Genomic DNA, 23,964 nt, shown 5'->3' on the forward strand with positions numbered 1-23,964 from the left:
GGCGTGGCGGTCAACTCAGGCCAACTCGAGCGCGGAGGCGACCGCGACCGGGTCGACCGGGATGGGCTCGACCACGGGCACGTCGCGCAGGGCCGTATCGGGGTCCTTGAGACCGTTGCCGGTCACGGTGCACACGACCTTGAGGCCGCGCTCGAGCCAGCCCTCCTTGCTCGCGGCGAGCAGACCTGCGATGGAGGCGGCCGAGGCCGGCTCGACGAAGATCGACTCGGACTTCGCGAGCAGCCGGTACGCCTCGAGGATCTCCTCGTCGGTCGCCGCGCGGAACGCGCCGTTCGACTCCTCCTTGGCGGCCACTGCGCCGTTCCACGATGCGGGGGCACCGATCCGGATGGCGGTCGCGATGGTCTCGGGATCCTTCACGGGATGGCCGAGGACGAGCGGTGCCGCACCGGCCGCCTGGACGCCGAGCATGCGCGGGCGGCGCGTGCTGAGGCCGTCGGCCGCGTACTCGCTGTAGCCCTTCCAGTAGGCCGTGATGTTGCCGGCGTTGCCGACGGGCAGAATGTGCACGTCGGGGGCATCGCCGAGCGCGTCGACGATCTCGAAGGCCGCGGTCTTCTGGCCCTCGATGCGCACCGGGTTCACCGAGTTGACCAGACCGATGGTGGAGAACTCCGCGGTGGTCTTGCGGGCGAGCTCGAGGCAGTCGTCGAAGTTGCCCTCGACCTGGACGATCTTCGCGCCGTGCATGACGGCCTGGGCGAGCTTGCCCATCGCGATCTTGCCCTGCGGCACGAGCACCGCGCAGCCGATACCGGCGCGGGCGGCATAGGCGGCGGCCGATGCGGAGGTGTTGCCGGTGGAGGCGCACAGCACGGCCTGCTTGCCGGTCGCGAGGGCCTCGGTGACCGCCATGGTCATACCGCGGTCCTTGAACGAGCCGGTGGGGTTGAGACCCTCGACCTTGACGTGGACCTCGCAGCCGGTGATCTCCGACAGACGCGGAGCAGGGAGCAGCGGCGTGCCACCCTCGCGCAGCGTGACCGTCTTCCAGTCGTCACCGATCGGCAGGCGCGAACGGTATGCCTCGATCAGGCCCGGCCACGGCGTGTGCACGGGGGTGGTGTTCTTCTCGGCCGCGCTCATTCGGCGGATCCCTCCAGTCTCAGGACGCTGGTCACAGCGATCACGGATTCGAGTTTGTCGAGCGCTGCGACGGTATCCGCCAGCGCACGGTCGGTGGCCTGATGGGTGAGTACCACCAGACGGGCAGCGTCGCCGGCGCCTTCCTGACGGACCGCTGCGATGCTCACGCCCCGCGTGGCGAACTCGGCGGCGACCGCCGAGAGCACGCCGGCACGGTCGGCGACCTTCAGATTGACGTAGTAGCGGGTGAGGATGTCGCTCATGGGCGCGATCTCCAGCTGCGCGTACTTCGACTCACGCGGACCACGACCGCCCTGCACCCGGTTGCGGGCGGCCATCACGAGGTCTCCCATCACGGCGGAGGCGGTGGGGGCGCCACCGGCACCCTGGCCGTAGAACATGAGCCGGCCCGAGGACTCCGCTTCGACGACGACGGCGTTGAACGCGCCGTTGACCGAGGCCAGCGGATGCTCGCGGGGCACGAGCGCCGGGTAGACCCGGGCGGACACGCGGTCCTTGCCGTCGGCGGACGGGACGCGCTCGCACAACGCGAGCAGCTTGATCGTGCAGTTGAGCGCGCGCGCCGAGGTGAGGTCGGCGGCGGTGATCGACGAGATGCCCTCGCGGTAGACGTCGGCTGCCGTCACGCGGGTGTGGAAGGCGATCGACGCGAGGATCGCCGCCTTCGAGGCCGCGTCGAAGCCTTCGACGTCGGCGGTGGGATCGGCCTCGGCGTATCCGAGGCGGCCCGCCTCGGCGAGCGTCTCGCCGTAATCGGCGCCCGTCTCGTCCATGGCCGAAAGGATGTAGTTCGTGGTTCCGTTGACGATGCCGACGACCCGGTTGACCTTGTCGCCCGCGAGCGACTGGGTCAGCGGACGGATCACCGGGATCGCACCGGCCACGGACGCCTCGAAGTAGAGGTCGACGTTGCGGGCCTCGGCCACCTCGGCCAGTTCGCCGGTGTAGGCGGCGAGCAGTGCCTTGTTGGCGGTGACGACGGACTTGCCGGCGTCGAGCGCCGTGCGCACGAGCTTGCGGGGCAGTTCGATGCCACCGATGAGTTCGACGACGATGTCGACGTCGTCGCGGCGGATCAGCGCCTCGGCGTTCGTCGTGACCAGCTCCGCGGGAAGACCCCGGTCGCGGGAGGCGTCGCGCACGGCGACTCCTCGCAGCTCGAGGGGGGCACCGATGCGCGCCTCGAGATCGGCGGCGTCCTCGCGGATGATCCGCGCGACCTCGGCACCGACGGTGCCGTGCCCGAGAACCGCCACACCCACCGGACGCCGGCCCGAAGCATCGGTCGCCGTTGCACTGGTCACTCCGAAACCTCCAAGTTGAGCAGATCTTCGAGGGTCTCGCGGCGCAGCAGAACGCGCGAGACACCGTCCTTGACCGCCACGACGGCGGGGCGAGGCAGCAGGTTGTACCTGCTCGACATCGAGTAGCAGTATGCACCCGTCGCCGCGACCGCCAGTAAATCACCGGCTGCGACGTCGGCGGGCATCCAGGCGTCGCGGATGACGATGTCGCCGCTCTCGCAGTGCTTGCCGACGACACGCGAGACCACGGGGTCGGCGTCGCTCACCCGGGAGACGAGACGCGAGTCGTACTCCGCCTGGTACAGCGACGTGCGGATGTTGTCGCTCATGCCGCCGTCGACACTGATGTAGCGGCGGACGTGCCCGGAACCGACCTCGACGTCCTTGAGGGTTCCCACCTCGTAGAGCGTCACCGTGCCCGGTCCGGCGATGGCACGGCCCGGTTCGACCGCGAGGGTCGGGGTCGGCAGCCCGGCGAGCGCGGACTCGGTGCGGACGATGTCGTTGAGCTTCGCCGCGAGATCGGCGACCGGCGGCGGGTCGTCGCTCGGCACGTACGAGATGCCGAGACCACCGCCGAGATCGACGATGTTCATCTGCGAGGTCTTGTCGACACCGAACTCGGCGACGATGTCGCGCAGCAGGCCGATGACGCGGTGGGCGGCCAGTTCGAAGCCGTCGACGTCGAAGATCTGCGAGCCGATGTGGCTGTGCAGACCGACGAGGCGGAGATTGTCGGCCGCGAAGACGCGGCGCACGGCCTGCATGGCGTTGCCACCGGCGAGCGAGAGCCCGAACTTCTGGTCCTCGTGCGCGGTGGAGATGAACTCGTGGGTGTGGGCCTCGACGCCCACGGTCACCCGGATGAGCACGTCCTGGACGACACCGGCCTCACCCGCGACCGCGTCGAGCCGATCGATCTCGGCGAGCGAGTCGAGCACGATGTGCCCGACCCCGGCGGTCACGGCGGCCTGCAGTTCGCGGACGGACTTGTTGTTGCCGTGCATCGCGATCTTCCCGGCGGGGAAGCCGGCGTGCAGGGCCACGGCGAGCTCACCACCGGACGAAACGTCGAGCGAGAGCCCTTCCTGGTGGACCCACCGCGCGATCTCGCTGCACAGGAACGCCTTCGACGCGTAGTGCACCTTCGCCGACGGACCGAAGGCCTCCACGATCTCCCGGCAGCGGGAACGGAAGTCGTCCTCGTCGACGACGAACAGCGGGGTGCCGTACTTCTCGGCGAGCTCGGTCACCGGGATGCCGGCGATGCGCATGACGCCGTCCTCGCCGCGCGACGCGTTGCGCGGCCACACGTGCGGAGCGAGCGCGTTGAGCGCCGCGGCATCGGTGGGCCGTTCGGGCAGGTTCGGGGCGTGCGGGATCTGTGCGTGGCGCGGTCCCGCCGGATGCGCGTTCACATCCGCTCCGGGGCGCTGACGCCGAGCAGGCCGAGGCCGTTGGCGAGGACCTGACGCGCAGCCGCACACAACGCGAGTCGCGCGGTGTGCAGCGGGCCGGCCTCCTCGTCGCCCTGCGGGAGGATCCGGCAGGCGTCGTAGAAGCGGTGGTAGGTGCCCGCGAGTTCCTCGAGATACCGGGCGACGCGGTGCGGTTCGCGCAGTTCGGCCGCCTTCGCGAGCACCCGGGGGTACTCGCCGAGGGTGCGGATCAGGTCGCCCTCGCGCTCGTGGGTGAGCAGCGCGAAGTCGGCGCCCTCGGTGGTCAGGCCGAGATCGGCGGCGTTGCGCGCGATCGACGACAGCCGCGCGTGGGCGTACTGCACGTAGTAGACCGGGTTCTCGTTCGTGGTGCTGGCCCACAGTTCGAGGTCGATGTCGATGCTCTGGTCCACCGACGACCGCACGAGCGAGTAGCGCGCGGCGTCGACGCCGATCGCCTCGACGAGGTCGTCGAGGGTGATCACGGTGCCGGCCCGCTTGCTCATCTTCACGGCCTCGCCACCGCGGACGAGGTTGACCATCTGGCCGATCATCACCTCGACGGTGTCGGGGTCGTCGCCGAAGGCCGCCGCGGCGGCCTTGAGGCGCGCGATGTAGCCGTGGTGGTCGGCCCCGAGCATGTAGATGCACAGGTCGAAGCCGCGCGAGCGCTTGTCCTGGAAGTAGGCGATGTCGCCGGCGATGTAGGCGGCATTGCCGTCGGACTTGATGACGACGCGGTCCTTGTCGTCGCCGTAGTCGGTGCTCTTGAGCCACCAGGCGCCGTCTTCGAAGTACAGATTGCCCGACGCCTTGAGGGTCTCGACGGCCTTGTCGACCGCTCCGCTCTCGAAGAGGGAGTTCTCGTGGAAGTACACGTCGAAGTCGACGCCGAACTCGTGGAGGGTGCGCTTGATGTGCGCGAACATCAGGTCCACGCCGATCGAGCGGAAGGTCTCGTGCCGCTCGTCCTCGGGGAGTTCGAGGGCGTCGGGGCGCTGCTCGAGCACGGAGGAGGCGATGTCGACGATGTACGCGCCGGCGTAGCCGTCCTCGGGGGCGGGCTGTCCGAGCGCGGAGGCGATGAGCGACCGGGTGAAGCGGTCGATCTGCGCACCGTGGTCGTTGAAGTAGTACTCGCGGGTGACCTCGCCGCCCTGAGCGGTGAGGATGCGGCCGAGCGCGTCGCCGACCGCGGCCCAGCGGGTGCCACCGAGGTGGATCGGGCCGGTGGGGTTGGCGGAGACGAACTCGAGGTTGATCCTCGTGTTCGCGAGGTCGCTGCCGTTGCCGTAGGCGGCGCCCTCGGCGAGCACCTTCGCCACGATCGCTCCCTGGGCGTCGGCGGCGAGCCGGATGTTGAGGAAGCCGGGGCCCGCGACCTCGGCGGAGTCGATGCCGTCGGCGGCGGTCAGGGCTTCGGCGAGCCAGGTGGCGAGTTCGCGGGGATTGACGCCGACCTTCTTCGCGACCTGCATCGCGACGTTGGTCGCGTAGTCGCCGTGCTCCGGATTGCGCGGGCGCTCGACGGTGAGGGTCTCGGGAAGAACGGACGCGTCGAGACCACGGTCGGTGAGGACACCGGCGGCGGTTCCGCGGAGCAGCTGAGCAAGGTCGGAGGGAGTCACAGGTGTCCATCCTATTGGCTGGTCGATCGCGGCGCCGACGCTCCCCCTACCGGCAGCTCCGGGCACCGCGCGAGAGCACGCCCGTAGAGTTGGGGGTGTTTGTGCGCCCGATGGGCGCGCGTCCGCCTGTCCACCCGTCGAAAGAGCACACAGCGATGCCCAGCGGTTCGGTTAGTGGCGGCTCCGGTAACAAGAAGACCGGAGCCAAGTCGTCGAAGGCCATTCAGGCCGCCAAGAAGAAGAGCGGCGGCGCTCGCGGGGTCCCCGCGCAGCGTCAGATCCCGTGGTTGACGATCGGCGGCGTGGCCCTGGTCGTCGTGCTGGTCGCCGTGATCGCTGTGAGCCTGATCCCGAAGTACCAGAACCAGCAGGAGATGTCGGCGTGGACGCCGTCGGAGTCCAACCAGGACCCGTCGGACGACATCGAGGGCGTGCTGAAGATCGAGTATCCGGCGGGCGTGCACGTCGCGCCGGGTCAGCGCGTCGCGTACGACCAGTCGCCGCCGTTCGGTGGCCCCCACGACTCCGTCTGGGCGACCTGCACCGGCACGGTCTACGAGCAGCCGGTCCGGACCGAGAACATGGTCCACTCCCTCGAGCACGGCGCCGTGTGGGTGGCCTACAACCCCGATCTGCTCGACGACGCCGCGGTCGACACGCTGCGCCAGAAGGTCGACGGCCGCACCTACACGCTGATGTCGCCCTACCCGGGCCTCGACGCCCCGATCGCGCTGCAGTCGTGGGGTCACCAGCTCAAGGTCGACAGCGTCGACGACGAACGCATCGACCAGTTCATCAGCGCGCTGCGCCTGAACCAGTACACCTACCCCGAGGTGGGGGCGAGCTGCTCGACGATCCCCGGTTCGTTCGATCCGGCGAACCCGCCGGCCTTCGACGCCTCCGAGCCCGGCCCCGACGCGGTGCCGATGAACGCGGAGACCGCCGGCGACATGCAGCAGGCACCGGCCGGGAGCTGACGATGAGCGAGACCACCTCGGACATCTCCACCTCCGAGCGCGGTGGGCACAACCGGCTGCTGTTGGTGCTGCTCACCGTCGCCGCTGTCGCTGTCGGTTTCCTCGCGGGGTTCCTGTCCCGGATCCCCTTCGAGGACTCCGCGCAGGCGGCGCCGGAGGCCGGCTCGGTGGACGTCGGATTCGCGCAGGACATGATCGTGCACCACGACCAGGGCGTCGAGATGGCCGCCGTGGCGGTCTCCAATTCGGAGGACGATCGGATCCGCACCATCGCGTACGACATCCTCACCACCCAGCAGAACCAGCTCGGTCAGATGCAGGGCTGGTTGTCGCTGTGGGGACAGCCGGCGCTGCCGACGGGCGAGTACATGGAGTGGATGACCGAGACGGAGACGGGTCACAGCCACGGTGCTCACGGCGCGACCGCCGAGTCCGAGAATTCGGACGGCTCGCACCTGATGCCGGGGATGGCGACCTCCGAGGATCTCGCGAATCTCCGGGCCGCGCGCGGCCCCGAACTGGACGTGCTCTTCCTCCAGCTGATGCTGCGCCACCACGAGGGGGGTCTGCCGATGATGGAGTACGGCGAGCAGTACGCGAGCATCTCGGCGGTGCGCAATCTGGCGGGCACGATGGTCGCGACGCAGCAGGGCGAATCGGATCTGATGAGGTCGCTGCTCGCCGAGCGCGGCGCCGAACCGCTGCCCCTCAATTGAGCCTCCGCGCGGGTGAAACCGCGACTCCGGGCCGAAAACCGGCTCTGACCTGGCGATGTGGAGTTGAGCGCTCGATGCGCTAGGCTAACTCCCGCACCTCCGGTCATCCGGTGGTCCGGATGCCCTCGTAGCTCAGGGGATAGAGCGCTTGCCTCCGGAGCAAGAAGTCGCAGGTTCGAATCCTGCCGAGGGCACCACGAAGGCCCCGCTTCTCACGAAGCGGGGCCTTCGGCGTTCCAGGGGCCTTCAAGGTGTTCCAGGGGCCTTCGGTGTCCCAGGGCCGGTCAGGCTCCGGTGGTGAAGGGTGTGGGATCGAAGTAGTCGCGGCAGGCCGCGATCTTCCCGTCGACGATCTCGAAGACGCCCGTGACGGGCAGCTCGATCATCCGGCCGTTCATCGTGAACACATCTGTGCGTTCGTTGAGCACGACGTTGCCGGAGACCGCCTGGTGGTGGATGCGGTAGTCGATGGCCCCGAAGGACGTCACGAAGCCCGCGATGTACTCCTCGATCGCCGCGCGGCCGCGGATCGGTTCCATCGGGATGTTGTGGAAGACCGCATCCTCGGCGAAGAAGGCCGCGAGCTCGGCAGGATCGGGATCGGCCCAGCGACGGCAGAACTCGGTGATCAGCTCGTCGGGGCTCATCGGGTCTGCACGCGCGCGAAGCGGGCGGGTTCCGCACCGGGCACGCGTCGGACCCGTCCCCGCTCGATGAGCTGCCGGACGTGCGCCGAGCCTTCTGCGAGCGCCATCCGCTTGCCGTGCAGGGGGGTCTCGTCCCACGGCCGGTACCAGCGCATGCGGGCGGTGGCCTCCCACAGCGTGAGTTCCTCGTCGCCGAACGCGTCGTAGAGATCGTCGAGGCGCTGGTCGTGGTGGGCGATCAATTCGCCGACGCGGTTCGGCAGGTCGTCGATCTGCCGCCGGTGCGCGGGCAGTGCGCGTCGCACGGGCAGGTCGGCGACCGCGCGCAGCGAGTCGAGGTACTCCCCCAGTGCGTCGCGTTGCGGCAGAGGGAAATCGAACTCGCCGACGTGCGGGGTCGTGGTCGCGAGGACGTGGTCGCCGCTGAACAGCACGCCGTGTTCCTCGAGCAGGAAACACGCGTGGCCGGCGGTGTGGCCGGGGGTCAGCACGGTGCGCAGGGACCGCCCGGTCAGCGGGATCGTCTCGTCGGCACCGAGTTTGCGGTCGGGCAGCGCGTCGGGACGGCCGATCGCCGGTACGAGGGTGGCGAGCGACTCCTCGATCGCGTCCTCGGGTGCCCCTGCGCGGCGCAGCAGTTCGGCTTCCTGGGGACGGCGGTCGTCGTCGGAGAGCATGACCTCGAGGTGGGCGAAGTCGGCCTCGTTCATCGCGACCCAGCACCCGGAGGCCTCCCGGATGCGTCCGGTGAGCCCGACGTGGTCGGGGTGGAAGTGGGTGACCACCACGCCCTCGACGTCGGTGACCGACAGGCCCGCCGTGGCCAGGCCGTCCTGCAGCGCCGCCCACGACCGGTCGTCGTTCCAGCCGACGTCGACGAGGACGACGCCGCGCGGGGATTCCATCACGTAGACCTGGGTGTCGCCGACGGGCAGGTCCGCCACCGGGACGGGAACGACGTGGATGCCGTCCCCAATATCACGCGCTTCGGCCATGGTGATGCCTCTCGATCATGGTGACTTTCGTTCGAAAGCTACAACAATGAATTCAACTATTACCCTGCGCGGGCTCGATGATCGCCACGATCGACCGGATCTCCCCCGCCGGGATGTCGAAGTGCTCGGTCACCGCGACCGACGTCTCGGCGCCCGGACCTGCTGCGATGTCCAGGACGAACCGCGCGACGACACTGTGGTGCCATTCGCGGAACTGCAGGTCGCGGACGCGGCGGATGGGCCGGTATTCCGGGCCGTTCTCGAGGCGGTCGCGGATCTCGATGCCGCTGTCGCCGGTGCGTTCCCCGTTCTCGACCCGCCAGGCGTCCTCGGCGAGCCGGACGTGGGACGCGTCGTGGCTGACCAGGGATCGGATGTATGCGCGTGCCATCGCGGCGCGGGGGCTGTCGGTCGGCCCGGTGGCGTGCGCGGCCAGCGCGGACATCACCTCCGGTGCCCAGTCTGCGCGGCAGATCACGAGGTCGGGCAGATACGGGTGCGGCCGGTTGTATTCAAGTTCGCTGCCGTCGATCCGCGCGCAGTGCAGACCCGCGGCGCGCGCGACCGCGACCGGCGCCGCCGAATCCCACTCCCACTGACCGCCGGCGTGGATGTAGGCGTCGGCCTCCCCGCGGACCACCGCCATGGCCTTGGCACCGGCCGAACCCATCCGGATCAGGTCGGCGCCGAGATCGCGGGCCAGATCGAAGACGAAGGCGGGCGGCCTGCTCCCGCTGATGACGATGCGGGGGCGACGGCGGGCCGGCCGCGGCGCCGGGACCGGATCTGCGGTGCTGTGGACGACGCCGATCGCCGGTTGCGCGACCGCGGCGGCGGTGAGCCCTCGTCCTGCCTCCCAGAGCGCGATGTGGACCGCCCAGTCGACGTGGTCGGGCATCCCGTACTCCTTCGACCCGTCGAGCGGGTCGATGATCCAGACGCGGTCGGCGCCGACCCGGGCCGGATCGTCCGCGGATTCCTCCGAGAGCACCGCGTCGCCGGGCCGCGCGGTCGCCAGCCGTTCGAGGATGTAGGTGTTGGCGGCGTGGTCGCCGCGCCGGCCCAGCTCGCGCCCGGTGAGGGCATCCGATTCGATGGCGCGGACCGTGAGCAGCAGTTCACCTGCGCCGGAAGCCGTCTCGGCCGCGAGCCGGGCGTCGTCGCTCTCGGCCGCGGGTCGAGCGTCGTCGCTGTTGTCGTGCGTCATGGCCTCAACAATTCCACGACGAGGCCCGCCTGCACGGCAGGCGTGCCGTCGTGGGGGCGCACGACCAGCTCGGGATCGGACGGTGGTTCGTAGGGATCGTCGACGCCGGTGAAACCGGTGATCTCACCGGCACGTGCCCGCGCGTACATGCCCTTCGGGTCGCGGGCCTCGCAGTCGGCGAGCGGGGTGTCGACGAAGACCTCGACGAAGCGGATTCCGGCCTCCTCGTGCTGCCGGCGGATGCGGTCGCGGTCCTGACGGTAGGGACTGATGAGCGCGCAGATCGCGACGAGTCCGGCGTCGGCCATCATCTGGGCGACCGCACCGACGCGGCGGACGTTCTCCGCGCGGTCCTCCGGACCGAACCCGAGGTCGGCGTTGAGGCCGTGCCGGAGGTTGTCGCCGTCGAGGCGGTAGGCGGGGATGCCCTCGGCGAGCAGTCGTCGTTCGAGTTCGACGGCGAGGGTGGACTTGCCGGAGGCGGACAGCCCGGTGAGCCACACCGTCGCCCCGGCCCTCCCCCGTTCGGTCCGTGAGACCGCCGCCGAGTGCCAGACCACCGCCGTGTCGGCGAGTGTCGGGCCGGTGATCATCCCGGCCGCGACGGTGTTGCCGGTGCGTTCGTCGACGAGCACGAAGCTTCCGGTGGTGCGGTTGCGCCGGTAGGGGTCGAACAGCAGCGGCTGTTGCGTCCGCAGTTGCACGCGGCCGATCTCGTTGAGACCGAGCGTCGTCGCGGCCTCGTCGCGGTGCAGGGTGTTGACGTCGAGACGGTAGTCCAGCCGCGCGACCCGCGCGGTGGTCGAGCGCGTGGTGTGCAGCAGGGCATAGCAGGCGTCCGGGTCGAGGGCGGAGCGTTCGTCGAACCAGCACACCATGGCGTCGATCTCGTGGCCGACGAGCGGACGGTTGTTGGGGCGGCACAGCATGTCGCCGCGTCCGACGTCGAGGTCGTCCTCGAGTTCGACGCACACCGCCGCACCGGCGAAGGCGTGCTCGAGTTCCGTTCCGCCCGGCCCCCACAGCGTCCGCACCCGCGTTCCGAAACCGGAAGGGAGAACGACCACGTCGTCGCCCGGCGCGAATCCGCCGGCGGCGACCGTTCCGGCGTAGCCGCGGAAGTCGCGGTGCTCGCCCTCGCCCGGGCGGATGACGTACTGCACGGGCAGTCGCGCGTCGATGAGGTTGGTGTCCGACGCGATGTGGACCTGTTCGAGATGGTGCAGCAGCGAAGTGCCCTCGTACCACGGCATGTTCACGGTGCGGGAGACGACGTTGTCGCCGTGCAGCGCGGAGACGGGAACGAAGGCGAGGTCGGGCATGTCGAGTTTCGCCGCGAAGTTCCGGAATTCGTCGCAGATCTCGTCGAACCGGCTCTTCGACCAGTCCACCAGGTCCATCTTGTTGATGCACAGCACCACGTGCCGCACCCCGAGCAGCGACGCGAGGAAGGCGTGCCGGCGGGTCTGCTCGACGATGCCGTTGCGGGCGTCGACGAGGACGAGCGCCAGGTCGGCGGTGGACGCCCCGGTGACCATGTTGCGCGTGTACTGCTCGTGACCGGGAGTGTCGGCGATGACGAATGTTCTGTGCGCCGTGGCGAAATAGCGATAGGCGACGTCGATCGTGATGCCCTGTTCGCGTTCGGCGCGCAGGCCGTCGGTGAGCAGGGCGAGATCGGCGCGGTCGGCACCGCGGTCGAGGCTCGTGCGGGTCACCGCCTCGAGTTGGTCCTCGAAGACGGCCTTCGAGTCGAACAGCAATCGACCGATGAGCGTGGACTTGCCGTCGTCGACGCTGCCGGCGGTGGCGATGCGCAGCAGGTGGGACATCAGAAATACCCTTCCCTCTTGCGGTCTTCCATTCCGGCATCGGAGATCCGGTCGTCCGCCCGCGTGGCGCCGCGTTCGGTGACCCGGCTGGCGGCGACCTCGGTGATCACCTCGTCCGCGGTGGCGGCAGCGGATTCGACGCAGCCGGTGCACGTCGCGTCCCCGACGGTGCGGAACCGGACGAGGCTCTCGCGCGGGGTTTCCCCGGGGAGGAGGGTGAGAAAGCGGGTGTGCGCGAGCAGCATTCCGTCGCGCTCGATCACCGGTCGCCGGTGGGCGTAGTACAGGGACGGCAGGTCGACACCCTCGTCGCGGATGTAGCGCCAGATGTCGAGTTCGGTCCAGTTGGACAGCGGGAAGACCCGCACGTGTTCGCCGCGGCGGTGCCGGCCGTTGTACAGCTGCCACAGTTCGGGTCGTTGCGCCTTCGGGTCCCACTGCCCGAACTCGTCGCGCAGACTGAAGATGCGTTCCTTCGCGCGGGCCTTCTCCTCGTCGCGGCGGGCGCCCCCGAAGACGGCGTCGAATCCTCCTTCCCGCAACGCGCGCAGGAGGGTTCCGGTCTGCAACCGGTTGCGGGTCGCGTGCGGTCCGTCGTCCTCGACGGCGCGCCCGGCCTCGATGTCGTCCTGCACCGAAGCGACGATCGACCGCAGCCCCTGCCGTTCGACGGTGCGGTCGCGGAAGTCGATCACCTCGTCGAAGTTGTGCCCGGTGTCGATGTGCAGCACGGGGAACGGCAGCGGCGCGGGCCAGAACGCCTTGGCCGCGAGATGGAGCATCACCGCGGAGTCCTTGCCGCCCGAGAACAGCAGGACGGGACGGGTGAAGGTCGCGGCGACCTCGCGGAAGATGTGCACGGACTCGGCCTCGAGCGCACCGAGCAGCGGCAGTTCGTAGATCGGTGGTCGTTGCGGTGGCACCGTGGTCACTCGTGCCCCTCTCACCCGGCGCGGTACATATGTGTACCGACGCGGTCGAAGTTTTCTCCGCAACAGTAGAACGAGTTTCAATTCCAGGTCAACGGGCGGTCCCCGCAACCGTCCGTCAACGCGCCGGTCGACGTCCGCCGAGATCGGCGGTGATCGCATCCGCGACCGCCACCAGCGCGGCACCGCACCGCTCGATCCCGGCGGCATCCACCTCCCGCTCGAGGTGCAGCGTGAGCACGAGCGACTGGTGGCCGTCGGGATCGTAGGCCGGGGCGGCCACAAGGTTGACCGCCCGCTTCTCCCCCGCAGCGAAGGCGTCGGGCAGCAGCACGCGCTCACCGGGGCTGGCCACGAGTTCCGCTAGCATCTCCCGCATCTCGGGCGCGAGGTCGTGCGAGACCACCCCCGCCATGAGCGCGTACAGGCGACGGCCGCCGGGCGTGAGGGACTCGCCCAGATAACCCGTCCGGCGACATTCGGTGACGATCCGCCACAGGTCGTCGCGGTCGACGGTCACGGGCAGGGTCGGCTCTCGCCGCAGCCACTGTTCGATACGCTCGTCGGTGTCCCACAGCACGTACATCAGCCCCACCGGGGGCGCGAAGGGATACACCTCCCCCACCCGCGCCGCCGCGGCCGTGCCGTGGCCACCGACGACGTCGAGCACCGCGATCCGGTCGCCGACGACCGCCGACGCGGAGCACATCACGCCGAACTCCTCGGCGAGCGCGGCGAGATGCCGGTGCGCGACCGGCCCGGACGCGAAGCCGCGCTGGGCGGCGCGTCCCGCGACGATCAGCGCCGGACCGAGCCCGTAGGTCTTGTCGACGGGGTCGCGGATCAGATAGCCGGCGTCGGCGAGCACGGTGAGGATGCCCAGGCAGGTGGGCTTGCTCAGGTCGAGTTCGCGCGCCAGCTCCGACAGCCCGAACCGGACACCGGGTCGCGCGACGAGGTGGTCGAGGACCTGCACGACGCGTTCCGTGGGCGGCGACCGGCGGGCGGCTCCCGCCCCGGCGGTCGGCTCCCCGAGCGTCTCGGTCTCGCGACGAGCCATTGACCCTCCCTGGAACACGTTCTACTCTCGGCGCAACGGAAGACTACCGCAGCGGTACATATTTGGACCACAGGAGATCGTAGTGCTCACCGATCCGCTCACCGCGGCGATAGCCGAGGCCGAGAAACTCGTCGCCACCGCCCCGCACATCCGCACCGAACAGGACCTCGTCGAGGGATACGGATATCTGGCGGGCGGGATCTCGGCGTGCGTCCACGCCACCTTCGCGTACAGCCGATCCCATCCGGTCTTCGTCACCGGCACCGGCCCCTACGCGAAGATGGGCCTCGACAATCCCGACACCCTGTACTGGGGCGCGTCGATCCGCGACGACGCCGAATATGTCGTCACCGGGCGCCGCGGCACGACCTGCGACCTCAGTTTCCAGGTGCTGGCCGGCAACTACACCGACGCCGAGGTGCCCGGCAACGTCACGGCCTTCGACGACCGCGCGTTGACCATCGCCGACGACGGCACCTTCGAGGTGCGGTTCGGACCCGGCCCACGAGACCCGGAACGGAACTACTTCCCGCTCGCGCCCGGCTCGTCGCAGCTCGTGGTCCGCGAGGTCTACAGCGACTGGACGCAGCGCCGCGGCATGCTGAGCATCCACCGGCTCGACAGCCTCGGCACCCCCGCACCCGAGCCCACCCACCAGGACGTGGTCACCCGTTACGAACGTGCCGGTCGCGCGCTCGTCTCGCGGGTGAAGACCTGGCTGCAGTTCCCCGAGTGGTTCTACCTGAAGCTGCCGGTGAACACAGTCACCGAGCCGCGCCGCACCCCCGGTGGTCTGGACACGCAGTACTCGTCCGTCGGGCACTACGAACTCGGTGACGACGAGGCGATGGTCCTGACCCTCCCGGCGAGCGACGCGCCCTATCTGGGCTTCCAGATCGGCAGCCTCTGGTACATCTCCCTGGACTACATCCACCACCAGACCTCCCTGAACAACAGTCAGGCGCAGATCGATCCCGACGGGATGGTCCGGATCGTGGTCTCGGCCCGCGATCCGGGGCTGACCAACTGGGTCGAGACCCTCGGCCGCAGCCGCGGGATCCTGCAGTTCCGCTGGCAGCGCCTCGATCGCGAACTGACCGCGGCCGACGGCCCGACGGCCGCGGTGGTGCCGTTCGATCGACTTGGCGAGGTCCTGCCCTTCCACGATTCGAACCGCATCAGCCCCGAGGCCTGGGCGCAGCGCATCGCGGACCGCCAGCGGGGCGTCGCCGATCGGATGCTCGCATGAGCGCGGCAGCCGGACTGCTCCGCGACCGCGTCGTCGTGATCTCCGGTGTCGGTCCGGGACTGGGGCGCACGCTCGCGCTGCGGTGCGCCGAACACGGCGCCGACGTGGTGCTCGCCGCCCGGACCCGGGAGCGGCTCGAGAAGGTTGCAGCGGAAGTCGAGAGCACGGGCCGCCGGGCACTGGTCGTGCCCACCGACATCACCGACGACGAGTCCGCCGCCGCACTCGTCGAGACGGCGGTCTCGGAGTTCGGGCGTGTCGACGTGCTCGTCAACAACGCCTTCTCCGTTCCGTCGATGAAGCCGTTGGCTCGCACCGACTTCCAGCAGATCCGGGACAGCGTGGAACTCACCGTCCTCGGCGCGCTGCGGCTCACACAGTTGTTCACCCCCGCCCTCGCCGAGTCGGCCGGCGCGGTGGTCAACATCAATTCGATGGTGCTGCGGCATTCCCAGGAACGTTATGGCAGTTACAAACTCGCGAAGTCGGCGTTGCTGGCGATGTCGCAGTCCCTGGCGACCGAACTCGGACCGCAGGGAGTCCGCGTGAACTCCGTTGCGCCGGGCTACATCTGGGGTCCGATCCTGCAGGGCTACTTCGAACACCAGGCCGGAAAGTACGGCACCACCGTCGAACAGATCTACGAGCACACGGCCGCCGCCTCCGATCTGAAGCGTCTCCCGACCACCGAGGAGATCGCGGATGCGGTGATCTTCCTGGCCTCGCCGATGGCGTCGGCGATCACCGGCCAGTGCCTCGACGTCAATTGCGGCGAATACCACCACTGAACGGGACAGCACATGAGCGAACGCACCACCGTCGGCACCGTCGAGGATCTGCACGCCTCCGCGACCCGCCTGACGGGCCTGACCGATTTCGGCGACGACGACTACCGTGACGGGCTCGAGGTCCTGCTCGAATCGTATGCACGGGACGAGAAGCTCACCCCGCTCGGCAGCAAGATGTCACGGGTCTTCCTGCGCGGCGCCCTCGTCGCGCGGTTGCTCTCGGAATCGGCCTGGGCCGCCCATCCCGAGCACGCCGATGTCCCGATCACCCGGCCGATCTTCGTCACCGGCCTGCCCCGCACCGGCACGACGGCACTGCACCGCCTGCTCGCCGCGGATCCCGCCCATCAGGGGCTCGAGATGTGGCTGACCGAGATGCCGCAACCGCGACCTCCTCGCGAGACCTGGGCGGAGAACCCCGTCTTCGCCGGGATCGAGGCCGGATTCGCACAGCACCACGTCGAGCATCCCGAATTCATGGGTGTGCACTACATGTCGGCCGCCGAGGTCGAGGAATGCTGGCAGTTGCTGCGCCAGTCGTTCCGCTCGATCTCCTACGAGTGCCTGGCCCACCTGCCCACCTATTCGCAATGGCTCGCGGAGCAGGACTGGACCGCGGCCTATGCCCGGCACCGGAGGAACCTGCAGCTCATCGGACTGCCGGACGCCGACAAGCGGTGGGTGCTCAAGAATCCCAGTCATCTGTTCGCACTGGACGAACTGCTCACGGTGTATCCGGACGCGCTCGTCGTCGTCACCCATCGAGATCCGCGCACCGTGATCCCGTCGGTGTGCAGCCTCGCGGCACAGGCCACCGAGGGATGGTCCGACGCGTTCGTCGGTGAGACGATCGGGCGCAGCCAGCTCGACCTCTGGGCACGGGGTTTCGATCATTTCACCGAGGTGCGCCGCCGGCACGATCCCGCCCGATTCGTCGACGTGGACTACCGGGATTTCGTCGCCGATCCGCTCGGCACCGTCGGCGGCCTGTACGACCGGTTCGGTCTGCCGTTCACCGCGGAGGCCGAACGCGCAATGGCCGACCTGCACGAAGAAAGCCGCAGCGGGGCAAGGAAACCCGCGCACCGGTACACGCTCGAGGAGTTCGGGTTGAGTGTGGGCGAGGTCGACGAGCGTTTCCGCGACTACGCGTACCGCTGAACCCGGCAGGAAAGGCACCGGAAACCGGTGTGCCCTGGCTACCTGCGCGTTCGTCCGTGGGATGATGGAGGCATGCCCGCACCACTCCCCCTCGACCCCATCGCCGAAGCCCACCGCCAGTGGACCGCCCACGGCTGGGGCGAAGTCGCCGACGGCATGGCCGCGGTCACCTCGGTGATGCGGGCGCAGCAGATCATGATGGCGCGGGTCGAGGAGGTGCTCAAGCCCTTCGGCCTGACCTTCGCCCGCTACGAACTGCTCACGCTGCTGCATTTCACCAGGTCAGGGGCGTTGCCGATGGCGAAGGCCAGTGCGCGCCTGCAGGTGCACCCCACCAGCGTCACCAACGCCGTCGACCGCCTCGAGAAGGCCGGACTGGTCCGGCGTACCCCGCATCCGAGCGATCGACGGGCCACTCTCATCGAACTCACCGACGAGGGACGGGCATTGGCGATCCAGGCGACCGAGAAGCTCAACACGGAGGTCTTCGCCCGGCCCGGCATTCCCGAGGAGCATATCGACACACTGCTGCGCATCATCGCGACGATGCGGCACGACGCCGGCGATTTCGACACCGGCGGTGCGCCTTCCAAGTGGTGAGGCGCGAGAGACGGCCGAGAAACGAGGAGGGCCGCCCCGTTCGGGGCGGCCCTTCGTCGTGTACGGGTGGTGCGGATCAGGCGTGCTTGAACTCCGGCGCGCGCTTCTCGACGAAGGCCGCCATGCCTTCCTTCTGGTCGGCGGTGGCGAACGTCGAATGGAACACGCGGCGCTCGAACTTCACGCCCTCGGCCAGCGTCGTCTCGAAGGAGCGGTTGACGGCCTCCTTCGCCATGATCGCGACCGGCAGCGACATCGACGCGATGGTCGTCGCGGTCTCGAGCGCCACGTCGAACAGGTCCGCGGCGGGAACGATGCGCGAGACGAGTCCGGCGCGCTCGGCCTCCTCGGCGTCCATGTTGCGGCCGGTCAGGCACATGTCCATGGCCTTGGCCTTGCCCACGGCGCGGGTGAGGCGCTGCGATCCGCCGATGCCCGGGATGACGCCGAGCTTGATCTCGGGCTGACCGAACTTGGCGGTGTCGGACGCGATGATGAAGTCGCACAACATCGCCAGTTCGCAGCCGCCGCCGAGCGCGTAACCCGACACCGCAGCGACGATCGGCTTGCGGACGGACGAGAGCCGATCCCACTGCGAGAACAGGTCTTCCGCGTAGACCTCGGCGAAGGTCTTCGGAGCCATCTCCTTGATGTCGGCGCCGGCGGCGAACGCCTTCTCCGAGCCGGTGAGCAGGATCGCACCGATCTCGTCGTCCGCGTCGAGTTCCTCGACGGCGGCGACGACCTCACGCATCAACTGGCTGTTGAGGGCGTTGAGCGCCTTCGGCCGGTTGAGGGTGACGATGCCGACGCGGCCCTTGCGGTCGAGCAGGATGGTCTCGAAATCGGTCACTGGCTGTCCTTCGCGGTCGAGCGGTCTCGGATGTCGGTGATGATGGCGGAGAAGTCGAGTCCACCACCACCCTCGGTGTTGAAACGATGGTAGAGCTCGGCTGCACGCAGCCCGAGTTCGGCCTCGACACCGTTGGCCCGCACCGCGTTCGCGGCCAGTCCGAGATCCTTGTCCATGAGCGCGGCCGCGAAGCCCGGCGTGTAGTCGTTGTTCGCGGGGGTGGTCGGGACGGGACCCGGCACCGGACAGTTGCTCGTCAGCGCCCAGCACTGACCGGACGCGTTGGACGCGACGTCGAACAGTGCCTGGTTGTCGAGGCCCAGCTTCTCACCGAGGACGAACGCCTCGCTGATGGCGATCATCGAGATGCCCAGGATCATGTTGTTGCAGATCTTCGCGGCCTGGCCGTTGCCCGACCCGCCGCAGTGGACGATCTTGCGTCCCATGGCCTCGAGCAGCGGCTTCGCGGTGGCGAAGTCGTCCTCGCTGCCGCCGACCATGAACGCGAGGGTGCCTGCGGCGGCACCGGCGACACCTCCGGAGACCGGGGCGTCGACGGCACGGTGACCCGCCTTCTGCGCCTTCTCCGCCGCCGCGCGGGCATCGGCGACGTCGATGGTCGAGCTGTCGACGAACAACGTGTTCGCCTCGGCCGCGGGCAGGATCTCGTCGTACAGGTCGAGGACGAGCTTGCCGTTGGGCAGCATGGTGATCACGACCTGGGCGCCGCGCACCGCGTCGGTCGCGGCCTCGGCGACGGTGATGCCGTTCTTCGTGGCCTCTTCCTGCGCAGCGGGAACGGGGTCGTAACCGTTGACGGTGTACCCGGCGCGGACGAGGTTCGCGGCCATCGGCCCGCCCATGTGTCCGAGGCCGAGGAAGGCGACGGTGGGAAGTTCACTCATCGGTCGTTCTCCTTGGGAGCGGCGAGCCCGAGTTCGAGATCGCCGAGCGGCTGGAAGTAGGCGTCGACGTCGGCCTCGGTGACATCGGCGAGGGTCGCCGGCGACCACTGCGGGTTGCGGTCCTTGTCGACGACCTGTGCGCGGATGCCCTCGACGAGATCGTGCGACTTCAGCGAGGTGGTCGAGACCCGGAACTCCTCGTTCAGCACCTCTTCGAGGCTGCCGAGCTGCCGGGCGTGACGCAGCGAGCGGAGGGTCACCTTCAGCGCGACAGGCGATTTCGCGAGCACCTGGTCGGCGGTCTCCCGTGCCTCCGGAACGTCGGAAGCCCGAAGGCGTTCGACGATCTCCTCGACGGTGTCGGCGGAGTATGCCGCGTCGATCCATTCGCGCTGCGCGAGCAGCGCCGATTCCGGTGCGGGCTGCGAATATTCGGCGAGCGCGTCCTCGACCGAGCCGGATTCGAGTGCGGCGACGAACTTGTCGAGCGACTCGGACGGCAGGTAGTGGTCGGCGAAGCCCAGAGCGACGGCGTCGCCGGCCTTCATCCGTCCGGTGGTCAGCGCGATGTGCGTGCCGATCTCGCCGGGGGTGCGCGAGAGCAGGTAGGTGCCGCCGACGTCGGGAACGAATCCGATTCCGGTCTCGGGCATCGCGATGCTCGAGCGTTCGGTGACGATCCGGACGTTGCCGTGCGCCGAGATCCCGACGCCGCCCCCCATGACGATGCCGTCCATGATCGCGATGTACGGCTTCGGGTAGCGACCGATGGCGGCGTTGAGGATGTACTCGTCGCGCCAGAAGTCCTGCGATCCCGTGCCGCCGTCCTTGGCGTCGTGGTAGATCGAGACGATGTCGCCGCCGGCGCACAGGCCGCGCTCACCGGCACCTCGCACCAGCACGGCACGCACCGAATCGTCGTTCTCCCATGCGCTCAGGGCCTTCGACATCTCGAGGACCATGGCGTGGTTGAGGGCGTTGATGGCCTTGGGCCGATTGAGCGTGATACGGCCGATGCCGTCCTTCACGTCGATGAGGATCTCGGGTTCCTGCCCGGTCATGCCGCTCCGTTCTGCGCTGCGGCCACCACGCTCCGCGCGACGACCACCCGCATGATCTCGTTGGTTCCTTCCAGGATCTGATGCACGCGCAGGTCGCGCACGATCTTCTCGATCCCGTACTCGGCAAGGTAACCGTATCCGCCGTGCAACTGCAGCGCCTCGTTCGCGACCTCGAAACCGGTGTCGGTGGCGAAGCGCTTGGCCATCGCGCACAGCTCCACGACGTCGTCGGCGCCGCGGTCGAGCGCGTCGGCGGCACGCCACAGCATCGTGCGTGCGGCCTCGAGTTCGATCCGCATGTCGGCGAGGCGGAACTGCAGCGCCTGCGAATCGAGCAACCGCTCGCCGAAGGCCTTGCGCTCGGCGAGGTAGGCGACCGCCCGGTCGAGGGCGGTTTGACCGCCGCCCACCGAGCACGCGGCGATGTTGATGCGGCCACCGTTGAGGCCGTGCATGGCGATCCGGAAGCCGCCGCCCTCGGTGCCGAGGAGGTTCTCGGCGGGCACGCGGGCGCCGTCGAGGATGACCTGGCGGGTGGGCTGCGCGTTCCAGCCCATCTTCTTCTCGTTGGCACCGAAGGACAGCCCGGGGGTGTCCTTCGGGACGATGAACGCCGAGATGCCGCGCGCGCCGGTGTCGCCGGTGCGGGCCATGACCACGTAGACGTCGGACGTGCCGGCCCCGGAGATGAACTGCTTGACCCCGGTGAGCACGTACTCGTCGCCGTCACGAACGGCCTTGGTACTCAGGGCCGCTGCGTCGGATCCGGCGCCCGGCTCGGTGAGGCAGTAGCTCGCGAGATGCTCCATCGTGCAGAGCTTCGGGATCCACTGCTTGCGCTGGTCGTCGTTGCCGAACTTGTCGATCATCCACGTGACCATGTTGTGGATGGAGATGTAGGCGGCGATGGACGGGCAGCCCTTCGCGAGTTCCTCGAAGATGCGGACGGAGTCGAGGCGTCGCAGCCCCGATCCGCCCACGTCCTCGCGGACGTAGATCCCGCCCATGCCCAGTTCGGCGGCCTTGCGCAGCACGTCCACGGGGAAGTGCTTGCTCTGGTCCCATTCGACCGCGTTCGGGGCCAGATATTCGGTGGCGAAGTCCCGGGCGGTGTCGCGGATCGCCCGGTCGTCGTCGGTGAGAACGAACATCGATGGACCGCCTAGTTCATCGTCGGGATGACGAAGTGGTCGGTGTCGGCCACGTGCGCACCCTCGATGTCGCCTTCCTTGACACCGGACGGCCAGCGCTGCGTGACCGTCTTGGTCTTGGTGTAGAAGCGGAAGGCATCGGGGCCGTGCTGGTTGAGGTCGCCGAAGCCGGAGGCCTTCCAGCCGCCGAAGGTGTAGTACGCGATCGGGACGGGGATCGGAACGTTGATGCCGACCATGCCGACCTCGACGCGGGCCGCGAAGTCGCGGGCGGTGTCGCCGTCGCGGGTGAAGATCGCGACGCCGTTGCCGTATTCGTGCTCGGTGGGCAGGCGCAGGGCGTCCTCGTAGTCGCGCGCACGCACCACGGTGAGCACGGGGCCGAAGATCTCCTCCTTGTAGATGGACATTTCGGGAGTGACCTTGTCGAACAGGGTTGCGCCCGAGAAGAAGCCGTTCTCGTGACCTTCGAGGACGAAGTCGCGGCCGTCGACGACCAGCTCGGCGCCTTCCTCGACGCCCTGGGCGATGTAGCCGTGCACGCGGTCGCGGGCGGCAGCGGTCACGAGCGGACCGAAGTCGGCCTTCTCGTCGAAGCTGGTGCCGATACGCAGTTCGGCGATGCGCTCGGTGAGCTTGGCGACGAGGCGATCCGCGGTCTCCTCGCCCACGGGGACGGCCACGGACAGCGCCATGCAGCGCTCACCGGCCGAGCCGTAGGCGGCGCCGACGAGTGCGTCCGCGACCTGGTCGAGGTCGGCGTCGGGCATGACGATCGCGTGGTTCTTCGCACCACCGAAGCACTGTGCGCGCTTGCCGTTCTTCGCGGCCGTCTCGTAGATGTACTGCGCGATGGGGGTCGAACCGACGAAGCCGATCGCCTTGATGCGCGGGTCGTCGAGCAGGTAGTCGACGGCGCTCTTGTCGCCGTTGACGACGTTGAACACACCGGCGGGCAGGCCGGCCTCGAGGAACAGCTCGGCCAGGCGGAGCGGCACGGAGGGGTCGCGCTCGGAAGGCTTGAGTACGAACGCGTTTCCGGCGGCGAGTGCCGGGCCGGCCTTCCACAGCGGGATCATGGCCGGGAAGTTGAAGGGGGTGATCCCGGCGACGACGCCGAGGGGCTGACGCATCGAGTACACGTCGATTCCGCCGCCTGCGGACTCGGTGTACTCACCCTTGAGGAGATGCGGGGCTCCGATGGCGACCTCGATCACCTCGAGGCCGCGCTGGATGTCGCCCTTCGCGTCGGGGACGGTCTTGCCGTGCTCGCTCGACAGCAGGTGGGCGAGCTCGTCCATGTTCTCCTGCACCAGGTACACGAACTTCATGAGCACGCGCACGCGCTTCTGAGGATTCCAGGACGCCCACACCTTCTGCGCCTCGGCGGCGTTGGCGATGACGGCGTCGACCTCGGAGTCGGCCGCGAGCGGCACGCGGGCCTGGACCTCTCCGGTGTTGGGGGCGAAGACGTCGGCGAAGCGGCCGGAGGTGCCGGCGACGTGCTGTCCGCCGACGAAGTGGGTCAATTCTCGAACGCTCATGTCCGATCCCGTCCTTTACTGGTGTGCGATGACGTGGGATGTGCGATTTTCGGCGCGAACGGGCGCAGGCCCGAAGTCTTCGCTCATCCTATAGTTGGAAGTCCATGTATGTCTACCGTCACACCGGACCGGATCGGCCGGCACCCCTCACGCACGGTCGATGCGCGAGGGGTCGATGCTCGAGGGATCGAGATCAGCCCTCGGCGATCTGCTGCGCCTTCGCGTACGCCAGGTGCAGGAAGTCGGCTCCGGTCAGCGCCGCGAACGAACCCGCCACCAGACGCGTGAGATTCGGAGCGTAGACGCGGCCGAAGACCATCGCCGTCACCGTCCACAGGTCGAGGCAGAAGGGGCAGGCCAGCAGTTCCCCGACGGCGTGACGGACCCGCGACGACTTGCGGGGCTGCTCCATCACCTCGGCCGGACCACCGGGGCCGTCGAACTTCGTGAACGGTGCGCGGACGGGGCTGGTCACCGCCGCCTTGCTCACGATCCGGGAGATCTTGTGGCTCGCGAGCGCGGTCACCACGAGATCGCCGGCATCGGGCCTCGGCATCGGCCGCCCGCGCTTGGCCGCGACGACGCCGAGCGTGCCGACGGTGGTGAGGTACACGGACATGAGCACCGCATATCCACCCAGGGGTCGATCCTCCCCGTTCCGATAGGTGTCGGCCTCGTCCTGGACCGCCTCGACCGCACGCTCGGCGTTCTCCCGCGCTGTCGACGATGCTTCCGGTGTCCGCATGAATCCTCCACTCGTGGCATGTGCTGTCGGTGGCGCGACCGGAGC

At 68.9% G+C, this 23,964-nt stretch carries 22 protein-coding genes and 1 tRNA gene; 7 read left to right on the forward strand and 16 right to left on the reverse strand.

Translation table 11 applies throughout. The features are described 5' to 3' along the window. Positions 1–15: 15 nt before the first annotated feature. The 4 genes from thrC to argS are packed head-to-tail and all read right to left on the reverse strand — an operon-like array spanning position 16 to position 5,499. On the reverse strand, positions 16–1,107 hold the full coding sequence (gene thrC / locus ACWPOC_RS06860; RefSeq protein ID WP_016693795.1) for a threonine synthase: 1,092 nt from the start codon (positions 1,105–1,107) through the stop codon (positions 16–18). Beyond that, entirely contained in the window at positions 1,104–2,390 is a 1,287-nt protein-coding gene (locus tag ACWPOC_RS06865) for a homoserine dehydrogenase (protein WP_120282107.1), read from the reverse strand. The genes thrC and ACWPOC_RS06865 overlap by 4 nt, the downstream gene beginning before the upstream one ends. A 38-nt stretch (positions 2,391–2,428) precedes the next feature. Further along, the gene (lysA, locus tag ACWPOC_RS06870) at positions 2,429–3,850 is read right to left on the reverse strand and encodes a diaminopimelate decarboxylase (RefSeq protein WP_120282106.1); all 1,422 of its coding nucleotides are present in this window, start codon (positions 3,848–3,850) and stop codon (positions 2,429–2,431) included. Continuing rightward, positions 3,847–5,499 (reverse strand): arginine--tRNA ligase, encoded by a 1,653-nt coding sequence (gene argS / locus ACWPOC_RS06875; protein WP_120282105.1) that lies wholly within the window; start codon positions 5,497–5,499, stop codon positions 3,847–3,849. The genes lysA and argS overlap by 4 nt, the downstream gene beginning before the upstream one ends. 155 nt (positions 5,500–5,654) lie before the next feature. Here argS and ACWPOC_RS06880 point away from each other — a divergent pair, with 155 nt between their 5' ends. The 3 genes from ACWPOC_RS06880 to ACWPOC_RS06890 all read left to right on the forward strand — a co-directional run bounded on the left by ACWPOC_RS06880 (position 5,655) and on the right by ACWPOC_RS06890 (position 7,389). Further along, complete coding sequence (locus ACWPOC_RS06880) at positions 5,655–6,476, forward strand: DUF3105 domain-containing protein (RefSeq protein ID WP_120282104.1); 822 nt, start codon at positions 5,655–5,657, stop codon at positions 6,474–6,476. Positions 6,477–6,478: 2 nt separating this feature from the next. Beyond that, on the forward strand, positions 6,479–7,192 hold the full coding sequence (locus tag ACWPOC_RS06885; protein ID WP_120282103.1) for a DUF305 domain-containing protein: 714 nt from the start codon (positions 6,479–6,481) through the stop codon (positions 7,190–7,192). 121 nt (positions 7,193–7,313) lie between these two features. Continuing rightward, positions 7,314–7,389: transfer RNA gene (locus ACWPOC_RS06890), tRNA-Arg, on the forward strand. 87 nt (positions 7,390–7,476) lie between these two features. Here the strand turns inward: ACWPOC_RS06890 and ACWPOC_RS06895 are convergent. The 6 genes from ACWPOC_RS06895 to ACWPOC_RS06920 all read right to left on the reverse strand — a co-directional run bounded on the left by ACWPOC_RS06895 (position 7,477) and on the right by ACWPOC_RS06920 (position 13,862). Further along, entirely contained in the window at positions 7,477–7,839 is a 363-nt protein-coding gene (locus tag ACWPOC_RS06895) for a nuclear transport factor 2 family protein (RefSeq protein WP_455408251.1), read from the reverse strand. Beyond that, positions 7,836–8,834 carry an MBL fold metallo-hydrolase gene (locus tag ACWPOC_RS06900; protein WP_455408252.1) on the reverse strand — a complete coding sequence of 333 codons (999 nt, stop codon included), beginning with the start codon at positions 8,832–8,834 and terminating at the stop codon, positions 7,836–7,838. Before ACWPOC_RS06900 ends, ACWPOC_RS06895 begins: the two co-directional genes overlap by 4 nt. Positions 8,835–8,886: 52 nt before the next feature. Continuing rightward, positions 8,887–10,041, reverse strand: a complete 1,155-nt coding sequence (locus ACWPOC_RS06905) for a 3'(2'),5'-bisphosphate nucleotidase CysQ (protein ID WP_455408253.1) — start codon at positions 10,039–10,041, stop codon at positions 8,887–8,889. After that, positions 10,038–11,873, reverse strand: a complete 1,836-nt coding sequence (gene cysC, locus ACWPOC_RS06910; protein WP_455408254.1) for an adenylyl-sulfate kinase — start codon at positions 11,871–11,873, stop codon at positions 10,038–10,040. Before cysC ends, ACWPOC_RS06905 begins: the two co-directional genes overlap by 4 nt. Continuing rightward, positions 11,873–12,805 carry a sulfate adenylyltransferase subunit CysD gene (gene cysD / locus ACWPOC_RS06915; RefSeq protein WP_120282098.1) on the reverse strand — a complete coding sequence of 311 codons (933 nt, stop codon included), beginning with the start codon at positions 12,803–12,805 and terminating at the stop codon, positions 11,873–11,875. Before cysD ends, cysC begins: the two co-directional genes overlap by 1 nt. A gap of 115 nt (positions 12,806–12,920) precedes the next feature. Continuing rightward, positions 12,921–13,862, reverse strand: a complete 942-nt coding sequence (locus tag ACWPOC_RS06920) for an IclR family transcriptional regulator (protein WP_455408255.1) — start codon at positions 13,860–13,862, stop codon at positions 12,921–12,923. Between the two features lie 82 nt (positions 13,863–13,944). On the opposite strand from ACWPOC_RS06920, the gene ACWPOC_RS06925 reads away from it, so the two are divergent. The 4 genes from ACWPOC_RS06925 to ACWPOC_RS06940 all read left to right on the forward strand — a co-directional run bounded on the left by ACWPOC_RS06925 (position 13,945) and on the right by ACWPOC_RS06940 (position 17,660). Next, on the forward strand, positions 13,945–15,111 hold the full coding sequence (locus ACWPOC_RS06925) for a hypothetical protein (RefSeq protein ID WP_120282096.1): 1,167 nt from the start codon (positions 13,945–13,947) through the stop codon (positions 15,109–15,111). After that, positions 15,108–15,899 carry an SDR family oxidoreductase gene (locus tag ACWPOC_RS06930; RefSeq protein WP_120282095.1) on the forward strand — a complete coding sequence of 264 codons (792 nt, stop codon included), beginning with the start codon at positions 15,108–15,110 and terminating at the stop codon, positions 15,897–15,899. The genes ACWPOC_RS06925 and ACWPOC_RS06930 overlap by 4 nt, the downstream gene beginning before the upstream one ends. 12 nt (positions 15,900–15,911) lie before the next feature. Further along, positions 15,912–17,060: a sulfotransferase family protein gene (locus tag ACWPOC_RS06935; RefSeq protein WP_059383688.1), complete on the forward strand. Its 1,149-nt coding sequence runs from the start codon at positions 15,912–15,914 to the stop codon at positions 17,058–17,060. Positions 17,061–17,132: 72 nt separating this feature from the next. Then, positions 17,133–17,660: a MarR family winged helix-turn-helix transcriptional regulator gene (locus ACWPOC_RS06940; RefSeq protein ID WP_006552564.1), complete on the forward strand. Its 528-nt coding sequence runs from the start codon at positions 17,133–17,135 to the stop codon at positions 17,658–17,660. Between the two features lie 76 nt (positions 17,661–17,736). Here ACWPOC_RS06940 and ACWPOC_RS06945 read toward each other — a convergent pair whose 3' ends face one another. From ACWPOC_RS06945 to ACWPOC_RS06970, 6 genes are all read right to left on the reverse strand, one after another. Then, positions 17,737–18,513: an enoyl-CoA hydratase gene (locus ACWPOC_RS06945; RefSeq protein ID WP_060654796.1), complete on the reverse strand. Its 777-nt coding sequence runs from the start codon at positions 18,511–18,513 to the stop codon at positions 17,737–17,739. Then, positions 18,510–19,418, reverse strand: a complete 909-nt coding sequence (gene mmsB, locus ACWPOC_RS06950) for a 3-hydroxyisobutyrate dehydrogenase (RefSeq protein WP_213931615.1) — start codon at positions 19,416–19,418, stop codon at positions 18,510–18,512. Before mmsB ends, ACWPOC_RS06945 begins: the two co-directional genes overlap by 4 nt. Continuing rightward, the gene (locus tag ACWPOC_RS06955) at positions 19,415–20,479 is read right to left on the reverse strand and encodes an enoyl-CoA hydratase/isomerase family protein (protein ID WP_455408256.1); all 1,065 of its coding nucleotides are present in this window, start codon (positions 20,477–20,479) and stop codon (positions 19,415–19,417) included. Before ACWPOC_RS06955 ends, mmsB begins: the two co-directional genes overlap by 4 nt. Beyond that, entirely contained in the window at positions 20,476–21,630 is a 1,155-nt protein-coding gene (locus ACWPOC_RS06960) for an isobutyryl-CoA dehydrogenase (RefSeq protein WP_088899327.1), read from the reverse strand. The genes ACWPOC_RS06955 and ACWPOC_RS06960 overlap by 4 nt, the downstream gene beginning before the upstream one ends. An 11-nt stretch (positions 21,631–21,641) precedes the next feature. Continuing rightward, complete coding sequence (locus ACWPOC_RS06965) at positions 21,642–23,174, reverse strand: CoA-acylating methylmalonate-semialdehyde dehydrogenase (RefSeq protein WP_006552559.1); 1,533 nt, start codon at positions 23,172–23,174, stop codon at positions 21,642–21,644. A gap of 193 nt (positions 23,175–23,367) precedes the next feature. Continuing rightward, positions 23,368–23,919, reverse strand: a complete 552-nt coding sequence (locus ACWPOC_RS06970; protein WP_455408257.1) for a DUF1360 domain-containing protein — start codon at positions 23,917–23,919, stop codon at positions 23,368–23,370. Between the last annotated feature and the right edge of the window lie 45 nt (positions 23,920–23,964).

Source organism: Rhodococcus sp. 5G237, assembly GCF_053764735.1.